Raw genomic sequence first — 19,975 nt, 5'->3', positions numbered from 1 at the left:
AGCCTATGATACAAGATCATGTCACCACGCACTGATAAACAAAGTAATAACACCCAGTATTCTACCTAGAAGTAATTCTTGGTACTGGGAGGGAGGCCATCCTAGATATGAAGCTATAAAAGAGGTGAAAAAAGATAAATGGACGGAGTGGAAAAGGACAGGGGTTCTCACAAACGTCCATTAACAGAGACAGCAATGTTTCGCTATAAACAGTTTCTAAGCCCTAAACTCACTCTTCGTGATTACAATGCTCAAGTTGGTGAAGCGATGGCAAATATGAAAGCGATAAACAAAGTTATAAGATTTGATATGCCTGTTTACCTGCAGATAAATTAAGACTGTAAAATATAGAGATCATTGCATTATAGGCCTGATTTAATCAATAATACAATTTAAAATTGTCAAGAAAATAACCTGCTAATCTAATTGGTATTCAAACCCTTGTAAAAAATAGCTAACCAAATACCAACATGGAGAAATGCAACCTGAATAATCCACACTACTCGAAACATCTTCCAGTAAAGTAACAAAATTGAGCAATTGCTTTATTATATCGCTTGTAGTGATACATCCATTATCACAATACAGTTGCGCATAGCAGGTGATTGATTTGTATTTATGATATATTTTGACTCCGTCACCCATTGTGTAATGTGATTATGGTTCAAAAAAATGTGCAAGCTTTATCTGGAAAACGTATTGTGTTGGGGATCGGTGGTGGTATCGCTGCCTATAAGTGTGCAGATCTCACTCGTCGATTGATTGAGCGCGGAGCGGAAGTGAAAGTTGTGATGACAGAGGCTGCAAAAAAATTTATCACCCCATTAACAATGCAAGCCATATCAAGGCACCCCGTTTTCGACAGTTTGCTCGATCCAACAGCCGAAGCTTCAATGGGGCATATAAAAATAGCAAAATGGGCTGATTTAATGCTTCTTGCCCCTGCAACAGCGGATTTAATCGCACGTGTAACTGCTGGCATGGGCAACGACTTACTCACTTCCGTCAGCTTGGCTACAGGTGCGCCTATTGCTGTAGTCCCCGCCATGAATCAGCAAATGTATCATGCGACCGTGACACAAGAAAATCTAGCCACACTGACACGTCGTGGTCACCTTATCTGGGGTCCAGCCTCTGGGGAACAAGTCTGTGGTGACATTGGCCTAGGACGTATGCTTGAACCCCTGAAGTTAGTAGCGTTGATTGAAGAACATTTTTCAGATAACGACCTTGACGGTATGTCGTTTCTTATTACCGCGGGTCCAACACGAGAAGCAATTGATCCTATTCGATACCTTACCAACAAAAGTTCAGGTAAAATGGGATACGCTATTGCTGATGCCGCTGCAAAACGAGGCGCAAAAGTCACATTGGTGAGTGGCCCTATACAGTTAGCGACACCTACCAACGTTGAGCGTATCAATGTGCAAAGCGCTGAAGACATGCATAACGAAGTACAGAGACACGCAGGACAACATCAAATTTTTGTTGCCTGTGCAGCTGTGTCAGATTTTACACCAGTACAGGTTGCCGATCACAAAATCAAGAAGAAAACTGGGTGCGATAAAATAACTCTTTCATTAGTAAAAACTAAAGATATTATAGCATCCGTTACCGCGATGACAAATAATCGACCCTTTACTATCGGCTTTGCCGCTGAAACGCAAGATATTGAACAATATGCACGTAGTAAACTAACTAAGAAGAACCTTGATCTTATCTGTGCTAATGATGTTTCACGCAAAAATCAAGGCTTCAACAGTGACCAAAATGCCCTGCATCTATATTGGGCCAATGGCGACAAACTTCTGCCATTGGCGAGTAAGATCGACATCGGACATCAACTCGTCAGCGAAATAGTAACGCTGTTTAATAAAAACAAATAAAAAGTTAGTAGAACCCGCCATGAAAATAATCAACCTAAAAGTCATCAACCCACAGATCGGAAACAAATTTCCTATACCTGCCTATGCTACCGAAGGATCTGCAGGTCTCGATCTCTGCGCGTGCTTGAATGAAACCAAGACGCTAAATCCAGGGGAAACACAATTAATTCCAACGGGTTTGGCAATCTATATTGAAGACCCTTCAATAACTGCTATCATTCTTCCTCGATCAGGCCTTGGTCATAAACATGGTGTTGTTCTAGGTAACTTAGTCGGTCTAATTGATTCAGACTATCAAGGTCAATTAATGGTTTCTTGCTGGAACCGAGGCAAAGACATCTTTGTTATTGAACCAGGCGAGCGTATTGCTCAGATGGTTTTTGTTCCCGTGATTCAAGTTGAATTTAATATTGTAGAGGACTTTTACACCACAGAACGTGGTGTTCGTGGTTTTGGGCACTCAGGCACAAAATAAGATCCTGCATTTAATAAGTTAATTGCCGTCTAAAGAATGAATTGTTTAATAGTTATACATCCTGTCAGGAAACATGATATTTGCAGTAATAGACAACAGGGTTACACGTCATACTAAACGAATAATTCAACTTATTGAATACATGATCTACAATAACGGCATTAACGTGATAATACTCCATAAGGATGCCACCTGAGAGTGTGTTTTTCTTACAGCCATACTCATGGCTTGATATTTTTAGTTAGCAAAGATTGACGATTGGTTAATTTTTATTAAAATAGACGGTGCGGATCGTTAATATATTTTGGTTGGTGATCAAAAAAACAACTATCTGTACATAACAGGAAAAAATATAACCGACGCGAGGCAATTCGCTAGGCACTGGTTCGAATATTAAAATCTACACAGGGCAACCAAAACATTAACACCGTAAAACTTGCAGCACAAGTAAGAGTTTTTAAAGCTGCACTGTATCGAAATCTTCTAGGTCGTATGTCCAATAAGTTGATTTCTATCTAAGAAATAAATTCTTTTATAGTTACAAATCCTGTTAAGACACATGATATCTGCAATAGTAGACAACTAGGCGGCAAGTTATACTAATGCACCATTTAATTTATTAAATATATAACTAACCTGAGCTGCGCATAAGAAATGAACTAAATGCCTAAGTCGCGATCCGATCGTTTGAAATAAACTATTGATTGCACAAGGACTTGTGTATGAATAACTTAGACGCTGTTGTCGTCGATGTCGACGACATCTGCCAGACTTTCCTCCCTACATGGAAAAAGCACCTAATTTTCTCCGGTATCAAACAAAGAAATAAGTCTTCTTACCTCTCAGTTAGCGAAGTGATAACTTTTCATCAATCGGAGTGTCGAAACTTCAAAACCTATTACATCCACTTTGTTTGTTGTTACCTCTCCAACGAATTTCCTGAATTAGTTAGCTACACGAGGATGCTCACGTTCATGCAAAAACTTCTAGTTCTGCTGTGCTCTTACCTCACTCACCGATAGGGATTGCCTTCGTGGATTCGTTCAAGTTACAGGTTTGTCACAACCTACGCATTCTCAAACATCAGGTTTTTAAAGATATCGAGAAGCGAGGAAAAGGAACGATGTGGTTGTTCTACGGGTTTAAATTACACCCTATTATTAATGACCAAGGTGGCATTATCTCAGTCAAATTGATGACGGATCACGTGGATGATAGAAAGCCTGTATTGGAAATGGTTGACGAGCTTTAGGGTGTTTATACGGAGATAAAGGCTATATCGCTGATCCATTGTAGCGGGAACGTGCAAACAAGGGAGTGACACTGATAACGGGTATGAAAAAAATATGAAACCTAAAGTGATAAAACTTTGGAACTGCCTGATGCTCCGGAAACGATTTATTATTGAAACCGTTTTTGACCAACTAAAAAATATATTACAAATCAAGCAGTTCCGACACCGCCGTTGTATCAGCTTTATGGTTAACTTGCTGGCGGGGCTTATAGCGTATTTATTTCAACCAAAGAAGCCGAGCATAAAGATGACCAAGTTTGATAAGCAAGCGCTTATGCAGATCTGAGGTTAACTATTTCTTAAGTAAGGAACACATGGTTGAAGGTTTAATTGAGTTTATAGAAAAATCTCTCATAACCTGAATTAACTGTATCTTCAATGAAGAAAAAGATATCACTATCCGACTTCGTCTTATACCTTTAGCTACTTTTAGTATTTGGTTAAGGATCCTCGCCCGGATACGTCTCATGACGGTTTTGTATTCAATAAGTAGGCTTTTATGAAAATTCCTTTTTATTTCATATAAATAAGCCATATTAAAAATAGGAGTACCTGTAAGGGTGGATACCAATGCTTTACTATTACCTGCCAAACTAACGCAGTGTTGTTTCCTAAATATCTAAATTAATCGCAATTTCTACGATTAGATCATCATGGAGTTTAGAGGAGGTGATGATGAGAACGATCAAGCACAAGATCAGCAACTGAAAACAATATAATCAAGCATGAGTAAACCGTGGATCAGTTATTTGTTAGATAGACGTTGCTTCTATTAAACGAATGGCCTTGTTTACAATATCACGGTTCTCGTGACCATGAGTTTATATTCTCGGATACCTCAATTAAAAAGGTACTGATGGTGAAAGGTATTTTCAAACGCCCACTTCATAGATTAAAAAGCTTTCTCAATTCGGTTTTTACACTGATAAATCCCTCTACATACACCTACCTTAGTAATGCGTTCGAAGACCGTAAAAGTTAAGTACCGTTTGCCGAATCAAGGAGCTGTCTTCCACTTCGTTATTTATGCCACAGACCTAAACGTATACGACAAATATCAATGGAAAACGCGTAAATACGGTAAGGAGACGGGGTGTATCTGGCGTAAACTTCATCTTGCCGTTGATATATCTATTTATAAGGTTATTGCTGCAGAAGTTAACCTGGCTTCTGTGGGTGACACTGAGGTTTTACCTATATTTCTTAACCTATTATGACGAAAGATACAGCAAGTTGGTGCTGATGGATCTTATGACACAAGAGCATGTCGCCACGTACTAAAGAACAAAGGAATAATGCCCAGTATTCCACTTCGAAGTAATTCTGGGTACTAGGAGGAAGGGCATGCTAGAAATGAAGCTGTAAAGGCGTTAGAAGAAGATAAATTGGCGGAATGGAAAAAGACAGGAGTTATCATAAACGCTCATTAGCAGAAACAGCAATGTTTTTCTCTAAACAATTGCTCAGCCCTAAACCCACTTTTCGTTATTACAATGCCTAAGTCGGTGAAGCGCTGGTAAATGTGAAAGCAATGAACAAAGTTCTAAGACAAGGTCTGCCTATTCGCCAACAGACAAATTAAGACTGTAAAAATATTGGGATCAGTGCGTTATAGGCCTGATTTAATCAACAACGCCTCTTAAAATGATACCTTGATAAGGAGATCAGCAAAATTAGCTGAGACCTGCATCTTCAAGTTATTTTGGTATAAGCATACATTCAACACTGTCATTTTTATAATCATCGTCTAAGTTTAGACAATTTTATATACCGTACGCTGTACGATACACCTTTATTGCCTCCAACTGCTCAGGGTTACCGCCTATTTCTTGAAGGTAGACCACCAAATCACTAAGGCTCACAATCGATATCACCTTGCATCCAAAGTCATGTTCCAGTTCTTGAATTGCCGATAATGCACCCTTTGTATTTTCTTGGCGATCAATTGCGACCAACACACCAACCAAATCGGCACCATTTGCTTGGATGATTGCCATCGCCTCACGGATCGCTGTGCCCACAGTAATCACGTCATCAACCAGCATAACACGACCTTTAAGTGCACTCCCCACCAAACTGCCACCTTCACCATGGTCTTTGGTTTCTTTACGATTAAAACAATATGGTTTATCTACATCGTAGTACTCTGCTAACACCACTGCGGTAGTAGTCACAATGGGGATTCCCTTATATGCTGGACCAAACAGCAAATCATAATCAATTTTTGAATTTATCAACGCTTCAGCATAGAAATGCCCTAAACGTGATAATTCCCGCCCCGTATTAAACAAACCCGCATTAAAAAAGTATGGGCTTTTGCGACCAGACTTCAGGGTGAACTCCCCGAACTTCAGAACCTGTTTTTCCAATGCAAATTCAATAAATTGACGCTGATAGGCTTTCATTATTCTCCTGTCGTTCTCAATCGGTTGATTGCTAATCACACCACGTATTTAGGCATCCTTTCTCTCTCGAATTAATCATTTGTTCAATAGGTTACTTTCAAAGGAATACTTACTTTTTATGCAAGTAGCGATAAACTTGTCACATATTTCCATCGATTTCAAATATTCGTTCACTCTCCAATTAAATCGTTTTAAGCCCGTTTAAGAATTAAAAGTTTCCCTCTCCTTTAGTTATTTCTCAAAAAATTTTTTGAGAAAACTGGAACCACCTGTACACTAAAAATCCATCTTAGATCCAGATATGCTTTTTATAAGCGTGGTTCGTAAGTATATTAGTAACGGGCTAGTTCTTTTTCATTACGAACAAAAGACAATTGAGCATCTACTTTCGCATAGCATTCTAGGGCGTGTGTTCAATAAGTTAGTTGCCATCTAAAAATAAATTTCTTCAGGATTACTAATCCTATTAGGACAGATGATATCTGTAGTCGTAAACAAGTGGGTCACAAGTAATACTGACGAACCATTCACCTTATTTAATACATAACCTGACTGCGACACTTATAGTCTAATATAAAAGAGGAAGCCAACTACCAAAAATACTACGCTCTTCTCGCCAAAGAAATGAACAGTACTACCAAGAATCATCAGCAGTTATCCAAAGGATAAATATACCAAATTGCAACCGTTTTTACACATTAAACTCCAATCTCTGATATCTAAAAAGATAATTAAGGTTCCATCGCTTTTCTGTATACAGAATACTAAAAAAGTAGAGAACTTCTGTACTTATTTACCCTAACGTAACCTCAGATCTGCATAAGCGCTTGTTTATCAAACCTAGTCATCTTGATGCTTGGCTTCTTTGGTTAAAATGAATACGTGATAAGCCCCGACAGCCAGTTAGCCACAAATATGATACAACTACGGTGCCTAAAGTACTCGATTTTAGATATGTTTTTAGTTGGTCAAAAACGGTTTCAATAATAAATTGTTTCCGGAATATCAGGAGATCTCAAAGTTTCATCACTTTGGGTTTCATATTCTTTTTCATACCCGTTATCAGTGTCACTCCCTTGTTTGCAAGTTCCCGCTACAATGGATCAGCGATATAACCTTTATCTCCGTAAAACCAGCCCATAGTTTTTTTCTCGCTTCTAGGTACCTTTAAAAACCTGATTTCTGAGAATACGTAGATTGTGACAAATCTGTAGCTTGGACGAATCAACGAAGGCAATTCCTGTCGGCTTTGCCTGAAGATGAGTGAGGTAAGAGCAAATCAAAACCAAAACACCAGGCATGAGTTTGAGCATCCTCGTGTAATTAACTAATTCAGGAAATTCGTTGGTGAGGTAGCGACACACAAGGTGGATGTAATAGATTTTTAAGTCTCGATACCCCTATTGATGGAAAGTGATCACTATCGCTAACTGAGAGGAGAGAAAGTTTGTTTCTTTGTTTGATACCAGAAGAAATTAGGTCTTTTTCCCCATGCAGGAAGGAAAGTCTGGCAGAAGTCGTCCACATTAACGAAAACAGCGTCTAAGTTATTCATACCCAAGTCCTTGTGCAATCAATAGTTTATTTCAAATGATCAGATCACGACTTGGGCATTTAGTTCATTTCTCATGCGCAGATCAGGTTAATTAAGAGTATACATCTTAAGGGAAATTCTGATAGGAATAATCGGTCATGAATTTAATAGGATGATCTTCGTGTATAAGGCATATTTTATATGGTGATCATTATAATTATCGTTGACATTCAATATAGTTTTTACCCGTACACAAGAACGGTTAAAAAGCAGGGAGTCGGCCGTAGGGGATATCACCGCTATCCTTGCCAGTTATGTTATCGAACATTTCATCGTTAATATATATGCACAACTTATCAGATTGAGATAAAAGAGAAAATTATTAAATTTCCTATGAAAAATACGGGCATCCGTGATTCATATCGAGTGCTATACATTCGCATTAATGCAATTATCCGAGTTTTAGAAACTTTACACCCCGCTGTGTAACCACATTCTTTTTTGATGTACAGGAAGTAGTGCTTATTTAAAATATAGATGAGCAATGGTTTTTTGTCTGTAACAAAATAATTATCTGGATATTATATGCTTAGGAGCTTTGGTTGAAACGGTACTGATGGTGGAAGGTACTTTTAAGCACCCTCTTCGTGGATTAGAAGGCTTTCTAAATTTGGTTTTTACGCTAATGAATGTTCCGCTGGAATCCCTTACATACACTTGTATTAGTAAGCGTTTGACAGCCGTAGAAGTTCAGTACTGTTTGCCGAATCGAAGAGCTGTCACCACGTGCTGAAGAACAAAGGAATAACGCCTAGTATTCAACCTCGAAGTAATGATGGGTATTGGGAGGCAGGCCATCCTAGAAATGAAGCTGTAAAGGCGTTGAAAGATGATAAATTTGGGGAGTGGAAAAGGACAGGGTTTATCATAAATGTCCATTAGCAGAGACAGCAATGTTTCACCATAAATAGTTTTTAAGCCCTAAACTCACTCTTTGTGATTACAATGCTCAAGTTGGTGAAGCGCTGGCAAATATGAAAGCGATGAACAAAGTTATAAGACTCGATATGCTTGTTCACCTGAAGATAATGCAGATAAATTAAGACTGTAAAAAAGATTGGGATCAGTACATGATAAGACTGATTTAATCAACAACTCCTTTTCAAGGTGTACGCTATTTCTTCCCGAGAATAAACACATTGTTAGCAAGCTCTAATACTCAACGTATTAAGCGGGAAGATTCGACCCTCCATCCACGTTTGTATCTGCTTAATCTAAGAATGATTAGATACTCAAAATCAATCAAAATATACGACGAAGTTATCGGTATATTTTTTGACCGCGAGTATTCCCTTTAAAGTATAATCAACTTATTGAATTCATGATAATGAATCGTCGATATCAGTAAAAAGTTATCTGAATTACCTTGCCAAAGTCCTTATACGACAGAGGATTTGATTCAAACGATCAGGTCGAGATTTGAGCCTCTAGGTCATCACTTATGCGCAACTCAGGTTGATTATATTATTTCTAGTTGCTGATATTGTGCTTGGCCTTTCCTTTTCCTTTTTCCATCATGAGGCTCCTGCTTAACTCCATGCTGATCTGATCGTAGGAATTACGATTAGTTCAGATATTTTGGAAACCAAGGCCCCTGAATTGCTAAAAATCTATCAAAAAGATCTTTTTTATAGTTGAAAACTATAAATTTAATTTATACAATATACCACTTTTGGTTAATCTTAGGTATATCGGCTGAGCTTGAAATCGCGGGGTTAGCGAAAAGTAAGCAACAGGTTAGAATGATTTAAGGAGGGATAAGTATGTCAAGAGTATGCCAAGTAACTGGTAAGCGCCCTGTGGTCGGTAACAGACGATCACACGCGAATAACGCTACCAAGAGACGTTTTCTGCCTAACCTTCAAACTCATCGTTTCTGGGTAGAGGGTGAAAAACGTTTTGTTAAACTGCGCCTAACTCCTAAAGGTATGCGTATCATCGATAAAAAAGGCATTGATTCTGTCCTTACAGAGATACGTGCCCGTGGTGAAAACGTTTAAGAGGTTTAAAAATGGCTAAAAATGTTCGTGAAAAGATCCGTTTAGTATCATCAGCTGGTACGGGGCACTTCTACACAACTGATAAAAGTAAACGCAACATGCCTGGTAAATTCGAAATCAAGAAATACGATCCTGTTGCTCGTCAACATGTTATGTACAAAGAAGCGAAAATTAAGTAACAAATGTTTAACTTAATAAAAACTTGCCCCAGTTTAAACCCTAAACACCTCTTTAGGTGCAGGTGTTAGTTTGAACGGTGTAGCTGCTGATGTTGAAATATGAATCGCGCAAAATTAGATATTTTTTTAGTATTGATAGAATGTAGTACTTGATTTGTTTCCACTCTCTTATCTCTCCTTAATTTTATTTTAGTTAACCTCAGATCTGCATAAGCGTTTGCTTATCAAACCGAGTCATCTTGATGCTCACCTTTTTTGGTTGAAATGAATACGTGATGAGTCCTGCCAGCAAGTGGACCATAAAGCTGATACAACTACGGTGCCGAGAAGGCTTGATTTAAATATGTTTTTAGGTGAGCGTTTAGCAGAGGTGGCTTGACTCGATGTTTATGAGATTAAACATCGTTTGGATAGGATTGCTTGCAGATCACCGATGACACTACATTGCTAATGACATCCAATGCAGATAGCCCACGTTTCTTACAGGTTTCGACCTCGGATAGAATACGTGAACGGAACCGTTTTTCTCAGTAATAGCTGGTACCAAAGCAGATTTTCCGCATGATGACGCTGATAGGAATACACCGCTCAGCTTCATCATTAGTCAACGGTACGCCTCATGATAAAGAAAAATCCAGAGTCCCTGTTTGTGCTTCAAGATATATGTACACCTTCCAGCATACTGATAAATTTGGATCTGTTTACCTTTTCCTCACTTCGAGGTACCTTTAAAAACCTGATGTCTGAGAATGGGTAGGTTATGAAAGGCCTGTCACAATTTACGTATTCCATGGCATTGCTGGTCTGAGGAAATGGTTAAATGAGGTAAAGGGAAGATGGGATGATTTTATGGCTTTAAACTTCACCTTACCATCAACGAGCGATGCGGTATCATTTCGGTAAAGGTAAGAACAATCAATGTTTATGACAGAAAACTGGTGCCTGATATGACGGATAATCTTTGGAGATAAGTAGTATATATCTGACTTCCTTAAAAAACACTCGCCGAGAAATGGGTTGTCTCTTCACGAAAAAACGGAAAAACATGAAAGAAAAGGTGAGGAAGCTTTGAGATCGTCTTATGTTAAGAAAATAATTTATCATTGAGATAGTCTTTATCCGATTAAAAACATATTCCAAATTAAGCAATCTCGGCACTGAAGTGGGGTAAGTTTTATGGTCACCCTTATTACTGGACTCATTGCTTATAAGTTTCCCACTAAAAAAGCCTAGCCTTAAAATTACTCGGTATGAAAAATAAGCGCTTATGCAGATCTGAGGTTAATAAGGTATAATTTGAAGCCGTAAAAAATTAGAGTTACAGTAATTTTTGGTGTATGGGTAGGGAATAATACGGTATAACCTGTTGATTGATGTTGATAAACCAACAATCATCAAGGAATACACTACATGGATAATAATCATAACGTTACCGAGTTTCATAAAGTAGAAAACCCGCTTAATGAACTGATGAAACAAGACCCACAGCAGTTGTTGGGTAAAGCTATAGAAGCCAAGGTTCAATCATTGCTTGATACTTGTACATCACTCCAAGCTAACAGAAAGCAGGGAGTGGTTCGAAATGGCCATTTGCCTGAGCGGCACCTAGAAACTGGGTTCGGTGAGATTACCATCAAAGTCCCAAAGGTTCGAGATAGAACAGGGAGCGGGATCAAGTTCAACAACAAACTGGTTTTGCCCTACCTCAAGTAAATCAAAAACATAAAAAAGCTTATCTCTTGGCTCTATCGGCGGGTGATCTCCACGGGAGATATGCAGCCAGCACTGGAATAACTCTTAGGTAAGCAAGTCAAGGGGTTGTCAGCAAAAAGTATTTCTCAATTCAAGCAGAAGTGGGAAGCAAAATACGACCAGTGGCGTAAGCAGTACCTAAGTAAATGACGGTATGTCTACAGTTTGGCCGATGGTATTTATTGCAAAGTTCGGATGGATAAAAAGCTTTGCCTGCTTGTTGTCATCGGCGTCAATGATGCCGGCAACAAGGAAGTGCTAGCCGTTGTCGATAGGTACAGGGAGTTAAAGAGCAGTTGGCTTCAAGTTCTGTGATAGCTAACGTACTAAAGGTATTAGTATCACTCCTTAACTTGCTATTGGTGATGGTGAATTCGGTTTTTGGAATGCAGTGACAAATCATTGGCCAATGACGCGTCATTAATACAGTGGGTACACAAAACTGGCAATGTATTAAACAAAATCCCAAAATCTGTTCAACCACGAATAAAAGAATCGCTTTACGAAATCTAAATAGTGGAAACACAACAAGAGGCACAGAAAGCCTTCGGATAGTTCAAAATACGATATGGTGCCAAACATCCTAAAGTAACGGAGTGCCTAACAAAAGACAAAGTGGAAATTCTGGCATTTTATGATTTCCCCGCCTAACACTGGAAATATATCTGAACAACCAACCAAATTAAATCAAATGGTTGCAACGGTGAGGCTAAGAACGAACAAAACCAAGAATTGTGGAAACCGAAAAACAACACTGGCAATGACCTGCAACCTGATGTGAACCGCTGAGGTTAACTGGCGTAGCCTGCGAGGCTTTAAATTATTCGTGGATATCATCAAAGGCAATAAATTTAAAAATGGCATTCGTGAAAGAAACGTTAATCTTCAGGATACAACTCTAGAAGTTGTACACCAGATTTGACCATAGCTCGCTATCTCTCTGATAGGTTATGCATTTTACTTGACGGAGGTGAGAGATCAAACATCTTCAATAATTACGGATAGATTTAGAGGTTTGGGTGGAAATTAACCACTTAGGTACTCATCTTGATTATCGAACACCTTATAGTCATAACATGAACGCAATCTGGTTTTTTTGATCTTTGGTTAATTGCTGATAATTCATGGTAGCATTGCTTGTTTCTTTTGCTCTAAGAAGGTAGGATATTCGGCAGTTAAATTTCTCTCCAACGCTAAACTATAAGTATAGCAGTTATTATCTGAATTTAGGTGTATAATCTTTTCTAGATCTCAGGATAAAAGCATGGGAAGAATCTCCCGTATCACGTTTAATAATTTTTTGATTATTGGTATTTTAATTTTCATATCGATAGTGTATTTACCAGTGTACATTAGGGGTAGTCTTATTCAAGACGGGACACCGAAAGAAATTGAGCAAGTTCTACCTAGCGGTGTGATTGCGTTAGTGCCTGAGCATATCACCATTACTGCCCTTCAATTTCCTACCTTTACCCTTACCAAAGGTAAAGTATGGAAAACTGATTCTACGCTGGATATTTCTGCCACTCAGTTAGCTAATCGATGGATTAGTTTGACGGGAACTGAAATTTCGACAGAAATATATGATAGGCTTAAAGTTAGCTTAATGACACCTTCTACTCTGAAAGTGTATAGAGGTAAAGAAGGAGAGTCGTATCGTTTGAACTATTATGAGTTACCCACGTTTTGGCTTATTCAAAACTGGGAAAACCGTTGGTTTGCTGTTTCGGTTGAATCACACTACCTTTTCCCTGTTTCCAACTAGTATAGTATATCATGCCTGAATTACCTGAAATAGAAGTAAGTCGGATAGGGATAAAACCTTATGTAGAAGGGCAAACTGTCACGAAACTTGAAGTCAGACAGCCGAAATTGCGATGGCCAGTACCGGATTCAATATACGATATTGAAGGTCAAGTTATTCGTTCTTTAAAGCGACGTGCCAAATATCTCATTCTTGAAACAAACATTGGCTATGCTTTAATCCACTTTGGTATGTCTGGAAGTTTACGTATACTTCCAGAAAGTTCGGTACCCGGTAGGCATGACCATGTAGATCTCCACTTAAGCTCAGGTACAGTGATTCGCTATAACGATCCTCGACGATTTGGTGCATGGTTGTGGCAGGCAAAACAAGGCAAACGTCTTCAGGTACTAGAAAATCTGGGTCCTGAACCGCTTACGGATGCGTTTACGAGCGAATACTTGTTCGTAAAAAGTCGAAATAGATGTACTACAATCAAGGAGTTTATTATGAATAACTCGATTGTAGTTGGCGTGGGGAACATTTATGCAAGTGAGAGCTTATTTATGTCAAAGATCCATCCCAAGCGTCAGGCGAGGAAGTTGACGAGTGAAGAGATAGAGATTGTTGTGGAGAGTATTAAGGTTGTGCTTACCACCGCAATTCAGCAAGGTGGGACAACGCTCAAAGATTATACCCAGCCAAATGGTAAGCTTGGTTACTTTTTCCAAGAGTTGCAGGTTTATGGCAGGACAGGAAAGCCCTGTCTAGTTTGTAATAATACTCTTGAGAGTATTAAAATTGGTCAACGCAATACGGTGTTCTGTTCACATTGTCAAAAATAACAGACGTATAAGTTTTTAAAATCGCCAACGAACGGCCGAGGCTGCGTATATTGAATGGGCATTTATCTCTTCAACCGTCTACGCAGTGCCTGACGCGTGATAGGGGGGACAAAGTCACTGGTATCACCTCCATGCATTGCAATCTCTTTCACCAGTGTAGAAGAGATACAGAAATTCCCTTCTGATGGTGTGAGGAAAACACTTTCAAGTTCTGGCATTAGTCTACGGTTCACGTTCGCCATTTGGAATTCATATTCAAAATCCGATACGGCACGTACTCCTCGTACTAAAATATTGGCTTGATATTTTTTGGAAAAGTTGACAAGTAATCCAGAAAAACTGACTGTTATGACATTGTCAAGATGTTTAGTTACCTCGATTATCAAGGCAACACGCTCCTCAAGTCCAAAAAGTGGTTTTTTGATTGGACTTGTGGCAACACCGACAATCACTTCATCAAACATAACCGCAGCACGTTCCACTAAATCGATGTGACCATTGGTGACGGGATCAAATGTACCTGGATATATAACACGAGTCAATTTTTTTTTGTTCACAGTTATTTCCTGCAATTTTCTGATTTATCAATGTGATAAAAAATACAAGCTAGTTTAAGTGGTCGTGATACAGAAGCAGGTCATGTATTTTATAGATTGTTATTTGTGTAAAATACCTATTTTTGCATAGTGATAACTGTGGCCTCTGTTGGCATTAAATGTCGTTTTACAGCACAAAAATACGCTCAGAAAGAAGGGTATTGGCCGTGGTGGATACAGCAATTATCCTTGCTAGACATGTTGTCAAACCTTCCAGTTTTGATATATATACATGGTCTCCAAGACGGAAATAAACGAGCAAATTATTAAATTTGATATGAACAATGCTGGTATCTAATAGTCCTCTCGATTTTTAAAAAACTTACATTATGGTGTGTTACCACATTCTTTATTTATGTATCGGAAGTTGTGCCTGTTTTGAAGGATATGATCCTGATCTTGCTTTTGTAACAAAAAGATCTAGCGCTAGTTTTTGCATGATTGGATCTCTTGATTGAAGAAAATTCTTTCTTACGCATTCGGTTGTCGTGGAAGAGTTACATTCAATTTATTTTTCAATCAGTTTTCCATATTCAAGATTTTATTTTAGTAGTCGTCCAGTTTTAATGTATACGATGTCCCTTTCCGAGAATAAATACATTGTTGTAAGCTCTATACACAACGCATTGAGAGGGAAAATGGATCCTCCGCATTCGCCTGAAACAACTCAATCAGAAAACGATGGGATTCTCAGAATTAACTGATACACACGACAAAGAGATCGGTACATCCTATTGTATATGGAGTATGTACCTTTAAGCATAATCAACTTATTGAACCTGAATTCAAGTTTGAAGTGCTAAAGGTTGCAAGCAATCGGTTAATGTCCTGTCTTTAAAAATAAGGGCAGGATTCTTAACCCTTAAACATTTTCTAGGCCGATGATTGATCATTTATTGAAATAAGGTAATATCTTCATCCATAATAATTTTAAGTTTGTTCCATTTTTTATATACTGTTTTAAAAGTCCATTCGTGTTTTCATTTGCCCCACGTGTCCATGAAGATTAAGGGTTTGTTAAGTAGCTCTTAACGTCCAAAGCTTTTGCTATCTTTTCATGATGAGCAAACTAGCGAGCATTATTTGCTCTAATCGTATGGACATGCCTTTTGTCTCGTATCAGTAGATCAATTGTCGCTGCGTTGATATCAGTTACCGATTTCGATGTCACTTTTTTGATTAAATAAGAAGAGCTGTTATGTTCTAATGTCATGACGATAACACAAGTGCATGTTGTTTAAACATGTATAAATTTTCTAATTATCAAATCGTTTTCGACATTCTAGGAATGAGGATCTCTATTGATCATCGACCCTTTCGATATCTTTTGTGTCCCTGCCTTAACTTATGATATAGCTTATTTCTTTTCCGTTTATCTGCTGCAACTAAACAATGAGATATGGTCATAATCTGGTGTACAGCTCTCCAAAGCAGTATCCTGATGATTGACGTTTATTTCACGCAGGCTCTCTTTGAATTTCACGCCTTTGATGATATCCGTGAGTAATTTAAAGCCTCGCAGTCTATGCCAGTTAACCTCAGAGGTTCACATCAGTTTGCAGGTCATTGCCAGTGTTAGGCGGGGAAATCATAAAATGCCAGCATTTCCACTTTGTCTTTTGTTAGGCACTCCGTTACTTTAGGAGATTTGGCACCATATCGTATTTTGAACTATCCGAAGGCTTTCTGTGCCTCTTGTTGTATTTCCACTATTTAGATTTCGTAAAGCGATTCTTTTATTCTTGGTTAAACAGATTTTGGAATTTTGTTTAATACATTGCCAGTTTTTTGTGCCAAGCAGCGCTGATAACGCGTCATTGGTTCATGCGTTGTCACTGCATTTTAAAAACTAAAATGGCCATCATCAATGGTGAGTTAAGGAGTGATACTAATATCTTGGTACGTTAGCTGTCACAGAACGTGAAGTCAACTGATCTCTAACTCCCTGTTCTATCTTAAACCTTTTGAACTTTGATGGTAATCTCGCCGAACCCAGTTTGTAGGTGCCGCTCAGGCAAATGGCCATTGATAACCACTGCCTGCTTTCCGTTAGCTTGGAGTTATGTGAAATGCTCAAGCAAGGATTAAACCTCGGCTTTTATAGCTTGAGCTTGACCACAATAACTGCTGTGAGCCTTGTTTTATCAGTTTATTAAGCGGTTTTTCTACTTTATTTAGTTCGGTAACGATATTATTATTGTCCCTGTGGTGTATTCCTTGATGGTTGTTGATTTATCGAAATCCATCAACAGGTTACAACGTATTGTTTCCTACTAATACACCAGAAATCACTATAGATCTAGTTTTTTAAGGCTTTAAATTACACCTCATTAACCTAAAATCTGCATAAGTAAGCACTTATGCAGATTTTAGGTTGGATTAGAAGGCTTTTTCAATTCGGTTTTTACGTTGATTAATGTCTCGCAGAAATTCCCTACATACACTTGCATTAGTAAGTATTCGAAGATCGTAGAAGTTACATACCGTTTGCTGAGTCTAGGAGCTGTCAACCCCATCATTATTGATGCCACAGGCCTAAAGGTATATGAAAAAAGTGAATGTAAAACGCGTAAACACGGTAAGGTAAAGCGGCGTATTTGGTGCAAACTTCATCTTGCCGTTGATGTGTCTACTCATGAGGTTATCGCTGCAGAAGTTAGTGCTGATTGTGCCTATGACACAGAAATAGGTCACCACATACTGGAAAACAAAGGAATTGTGTACAGTATTCAACCTTGAAGCAACGCGGGGTATTGGGAGGAAAGGCATCCTAGAAATGAAGCTATAAAAGGTGTTAAAAGAAGATAAATTAGTGGAGTGGAAAAAGGAAAGGATTATCACAAATTCTCATTAGCAGAAACTGCAATGTCTCTCTAATAAATAGTTACTCAGATCTAAACCCACTCTTCGTGATTACAATAATCAAGTTGGTGAAGTGCTGGCAAATGTGAAAACGATAAACAAAGTTATAAGACGCGGTATTGCTGTTCGCCAGCAGACAAATTAAGACCATAAAAAAGATTTGTCTCAGTGCGTTGTAGGTATGATTTAATCAAAAATGCCGCTAACAAGGGGAACTAGATATTATTTTTAGCCAGTAAATTGTTGATAGATTATGGTTACGTGTTTCGGCTTCAGATAGCTGAAGTGTACCACTATCATCAGGTCGTTAACTGACTCTAGCTTAATTATAGCTATTCAGTATAATTGTTATTAATAAGCGTACACGGGAACACACAATGAAAAATATCCTAGTCATTCGTAATGATAAAATAGGTGATTTTATGTTGGCTTGGCCTGCATTCGCTATGCTTAAACAATCGATGCCAAAGGTTGAAATTACCGCCTTAGTGCCGGCTTATACTAGGCCTTTGGCTGATTTGTGTCCTTTTATACATAAGGTGTTAATCGATTGTGGAAAAGATGCAGATAAACTAAGTAAAATAGAACTTATTAGAAATATAAAAAGAAACGGTTTTGATGCATCTATTTGTTTATTTTCTGATGTCTATAATGCAACTTTGGTCTGGAAAGTTGGTATTCCATTCCGTTTGGCACCCGCGACAAAAATCTTTCAGTTACTCTATAACTACCGGGTTACACAGCGTCGGTCTCAATCGTTGAAACCGGAATATCAATATAATCTGGATTTAATCCGCTTCTTTCTGGACGAACAAAATATTGAGGTTGTTGAACCTACTGCACCTTATTTATCGTTCGAGCCTACTATATTGTCTGCTCAACGAAGGAAGTTATCACAGTCTCTTTTGCTTGATGAAGAGCAACCGTGGTTGTATATCCATGTTGGCAGCGGGGGTTCCGCCAATAATTTGTCACTTACGCAATATGCTCAATTAGTAACGGGTATGTATCAAGTGATGGATATGGAAATAATTCTGACTGCAGGACCGAGTGAAACAGAAAAAGCGGTTGCATTAAAAGGAATGCTCGAAGAAAAAAACGTGAAATCGGTAGTTTATGATAAAAATGACGGCTTGCAAGATTTCACATGCTCAATCGCATGTGCCAGTGTTTTTATCGCAGGCTCTACGGGGCCGTTGCATATTGCAGCTACCATAGATGTACCAACTATCGGATTTTTTCCTTCTAAATGTAGTGCGACGCATCTTCGCTGGCAGCCAATCAATAGCAAAGGTCGTCATCTTGCCTTTTTCCCGCCACCTAACAAAAACAAAAACGTGGCGACAGATATGGTAAAAATAAACATTGAGGACATTCTGGCAAGAGTGAATAGCTTCTTAGGTAGAGTTAGTTAACCTGAGCTGCGCATCAGCAATAAATCAAATGCCAAAGTTGTGATCTGAATGTTTGCATCAAATCATCAGTCGCATAAGGACTTTGGTATGAATGATTTAGCCGTTATTGTTACCGATATTACCTATTTTTGTCAGGTTTCTCTTCTTGATTAGGCAAAATACCTGATTTCAGGTTTCAAAACAAGAAATAGACCTTTTCACCTTTCAATCAGTGAAGTAATAATAATTATTGTATCTTCTCATCAATTTGGATTTCGTGATATATAAAATATATTATACGCAATTTATCTTCCGTTCCTTAACGGAGAAATGCCATGCTTTTGTCAACTATATGTGGATACGTGAGTTAATACAAAGCACTCTGCTCCTCTTTTGCTCTGATTTGATTAACCGAAAAACCAAACCTGCAGGCATCGTGTTCGTTAATTCAACCAAGCTACAAGTCTGTCACACTTTATGTATTCCACGGTATGGTGTGTTTAAGGTGGTGTCTAAATGAAGGAAGGAAACGATGGGAGGGTTCCATGGTTTTAAACTGCACCTTATCATCAATGACTAAGGCGGTATCATGTTGGTCAAGGTTTGAATTGAGATAATAAGCAGTATTACTAGGAATTAACAACAGATTAATGCTGGAAGAAGATACTAAATGACAACTATTTTGGAATGGTAAATTCTAATCCATGACATTGCAAATATAATCAAATGCCATGGTTCTTCAGTTTACCGAGAGCTGATGAAGTACAGTAATTACGCTACTTATTGCCCTAGAATTTCTCGAGGTCTATTGATAAATAATTAAAGACAAGAAAGCAAATACAAGATATCAAAAGATCAAAGAGCCTTCGTTCACCAGTCCCCCATCGTCATCAAGTTTCTGAGTCACTTAACGCATCGTTTGATATTACTGAATATCCGTTATTCCATG

The 19,975-nt window shown here is 38.4% G+C and carries 14 protein-coding genes and 7 pseudogenes; 17 read left to right on the top strand and 4 right to left on the bottom strand.

The features are described from left to right. Window position 1: 1 nt before the first annotated feature. The 5 genes and pseudogenes from BTN49_RS17435 to BTN49_RS04630 all read left to right on the top strand — a co-directional run. Window positions 2–336: pseudogene (locus BTN49_RS17435) on the top strand (IS5/IS1182 family transposase); the annotation flags it as partial. Between the two features lie 323 nt (window positions 337–659). Further along, a complete protein-coding gene (gene coaBC, locus BTN49_RS04650; protein ID WP_097356209.1) occupies window positions 660–1,886 on the top strand; it encodes a bifunctional phosphopantothenoylcysteine decarboxylase/phosphopantothenate--cysteine ligase CoaBC in 1,227 nt (408 codons plus the stop codon). Between the two features lie 19 nt (window positions 1,887–1,905). After that, complete coding sequence (gene dut / locus BTN49_RS04645; RefSeq protein WP_097356208.1) at window positions 1,906–2,361, top strand: dUTP diphosphatase; 456 nt, start codon at window positions 1,906–1,908, stop codon at window positions 2,359–2,361. Window positions 2,362–3,083: 722 nt separating this feature from the next. Further along, window positions 3,084–3,941 (top strand): annotated as a pseudogene (locus BTN49_RS21985) (IS982 family transposase). Window positions 3,942–4,363: 422 nt separating this feature from the next. Further along, a pseudogene (locus BTN49_RS04630) lies at window positions 4,364–5,237 on the top strand (IS5 family transposase); the annotation flags it as partial. 181 nt (window positions 5,238–5,418) lie between these two features. Here BTN49_RS04630 and pyrE read toward each other — a convergent pair. Together pyrE and BTN49_RS21980 are read right to left on the bottom strand one after the other, a co-directional pair. Beyond that, a complete protein-coding gene (gene pyrE / locus BTN49_RS04625; protein WP_097356206.1) occupies window positions 5,419–6,060 on the bottom strand; it encodes an orotate phosphoribosyltransferase in 642 nt (213 codons plus the stop codon). 869 nt (window positions 6,061–6,929) lie between these two features. Beyond that, window positions 6,930–7,615 (bottom strand): annotated as a pseudogene (locus BTN49_RS21980) (transposase). 321 nt (window positions 7,616–7,936) lie between these two features. Between BTN49_RS21980 and BTN49_RS20420 the strand changes: the two are divergent. The 6 genes from BTN49_RS20420 (at window position 7,937) to rpmG (ending at window position 9,833) form a co-directional block, all read left to right on the top strand. Then, entirely contained in the window at window positions 7,937–8,083 is a 147-nt protein-coding gene (locus BTN49_RS20420; protein WP_394336642.1) for an IS1-like element transposase, read from the top strand. A gap of 127 nt (window positions 8,084–8,210) precedes the next feature. Further along, window positions 8,211–8,387: a transposase gene (locus tag BTN49_RS04615; protein WP_146679106.1), complete on the top strand. Its 177-nt coding sequence runs from the start codon at window positions 8,211–8,213 to the stop codon at window positions 8,385–8,387. Further along, a complete protein-coding gene (locus tag BTN49_RS13860; RefSeq protein WP_158523618.1) occupies window positions 8,381–8,536 on the top strand; it encodes a hypothetical protein in 156 nt (51 codons plus the stop codon). Before BTN49_RS04615 ends, BTN49_RS13860 begins: the two co-directional genes overlap by 7 nt. Before the next feature lie 257 nt (window positions 8,537–8,793). Further along, window positions 8,794–8,952, top strand: coding sequence for an IS1 family transposase (locus tag BTN49_RS20415; RefSeq protein WP_158523617.1), 159 nt, complete (start codon window positions 8,794–8,796; stop codon window positions 8,950–8,952). Between the two features lie 465 nt (window positions 8,953–9,417). After that, complete coding sequence (gene rpmB, locus BTN49_RS04605) at window positions 9,418–9,654, top strand: 50S ribosomal protein L28 (protein ID WP_097356203.1); 237 nt, start codon at window positions 9,418–9,420, stop codon at window positions 9,652–9,654. A gap of 11 nt (window positions 9,655–9,665) precedes the next feature. After that, entirely contained in the window at window positions 9,666–9,833 is a 168-nt protein-coding gene (gene rpmG / locus BTN49_RS04600; RefSeq protein WP_097356202.1) for a 50S ribosomal protein L33, read from the top strand. Between the two features lie 199 nt (window positions 9,834–10,032). On the opposite strand, the pseudogene BTN49_RS21975 reads toward rpmG, so the two are convergent. After that, window positions 10,033–10,170, bottom strand: a pseudogene (locus tag BTN49_RS21975) (IS982 family transposase); the annotation flags it as partial. A 520-nt stretch (window positions 10,171–10,690) separates the two neighbouring features. On the opposite strand from BTN49_RS21975, the pseudogene BTN49_RS20410 reads away from it, so the two are divergent. From BTN49_RS20410 to mutM, 4 genes and pseudogenes are all read left to right on the top strand, one after another. Further along, window positions 10,691–10,804, top strand: a pseudogene (locus BTN49_RS20410) (IS982 family transposase); the annotation flags it as partial. 439 nt (window positions 10,805–11,243) lie between these two features. Next, window positions 11,244–12,507, top strand: a pseudogene (locus tag BTN49_RS21970) (IS256 family transposase). A 342-nt stretch (window positions 12,508–12,849) separates the two neighbouring features. Beyond that, window positions 12,850–13,350, top strand: a complete 501-nt coding sequence (locus BTN49_RS04585; RefSeq protein WP_097356201.1) for a hypothetical protein — start codon at window positions 12,850–12,852, stop codon at window positions 13,348–13,350. An 11-nt stretch (window positions 13,351–13,361) separates the two neighbouring features. Further along, window positions 13,362–14,174 (top strand): bifunctional DNA-formamidopyrimidine glycosylase/DNA-(apurinic or apyrimidinic site) lyase, encoded by an 813-nt coding sequence (gene mutM / locus BTN49_RS04580; RefSeq protein WP_097356200.1) that lies wholly within the window; start codon window positions 13,362–13,364, stop codon window positions 14,172–14,174. Window positions 14,175–14,236: 62 nt separating this feature from the next. On the opposite strand, the gene coaD is transcribed toward mutM, so the two are convergent. Next, complete coding sequence (gene coaD, locus BTN49_RS04575; protein WP_097356199.1) at window positions 14,237–14,731, bottom strand: pantetheine-phosphate adenylyltransferase; 495 nt, start codon at window positions 14,729–14,731, stop codon at window positions 14,237–14,239. A gap of 2,448 nt (window positions 14,732–17,179) precedes the next feature. Here coaD and BTN49_RS04570 point away from each other — a divergent pair. Further along, the gene (locus BTN49_RS04570) at window positions 17,180–17,509 is read left to right on the top strand and encodes a transposase (RefSeq protein WP_097356198.1); all 330 of its coding nucleotides are present in this window, start codon (window positions 17,180–17,182) and stop codon (window positions 17,507–17,509) included. 500 nt (window positions 17,510–18,009) lie between these two features. Then, a complete protein-coding gene (locus BTN49_RS04565; RefSeq protein WP_097356197.1) occupies window positions 18,010–19,047 on the top strand; it encodes a glycosyltransferase family 9 protein in 1,038 nt (345 codons plus the stop codon). Window positions 19,048–19,975: the final 928 nt, after the last annotated feature.

The organism is Candidatus Enterovibrio escicola (assembly GCF_002464935.1).
Taxonomy (GTDB): domain Bacteria; phylum Pseudomonadota; class Gammaproteobacteria; order Enterobacterales; family Vibrionaceae; genus Enterovibrio; species Enterovibrio escicola.
Note: the sequence above shows the minus strand (reverse complement) of the source record. Positions and strands in the feature narration are given on the sequence as shown.

Coding starts and splice junctions, on each gene's coding strand:
- coaBC (WP_097356209.1), top strand. CDS start 660: ATGGTTCAAAAAAATGTGCAAGCTTTATCTGGAAAACGTATTGTGTTG.
- dut (WP_097356208.1), top strand. CDS start 1,906: ATGAAAATAATCAACCTAAAAGTCATCAACCCACAGATCGGAAACAAA.
- pyrE (WP_097356206.1), bottom strand. CDS start 6,060: ATGAAAGCCTATCAGCGTCAATTTATTGAATTTGCATTGGAAAAACAG.
- BTN49_RS04615 (WP_146679106.1), top strand. CDS start 8,211: ATGGTGGAAGGTACTTTTAAGCACCCTCTTCGTGGATTAGAAGGCTTT.
- rpmB (WP_097356203.1), top strand. CDS start 9,418: ATGTCAAGAGTATGCCAAGTAACTGGTAAGCGCCCTGTGGTCGGTAAC.
- rpmG (WP_097356202.1), top strand. CDS start 9,666: ATGGCTAAAAATGTTCGTGAAAAGATCCGTTTAGTATCATCAGCTGGT.
- BTN49_RS04585 (WP_097356201.1), top strand. CDS start 12,850: ATGGGAAGAATCTCCCGTATCACGTTTAATAATTTTTTGATTATTGGT.
- mutM (WP_097356200.1), top strand. CDS start 13,362: ATGCCTGAATTACCTGAAATAGAAGTAAGTCGGATAGGGATAAAACCT.
- BTN49_RS04565 (WP_097356197.1), top strand. CDS start 18,010: ATGAAAAATATCCTAGTCATTCGTAATGATAAAATAGGTGATTTTATG.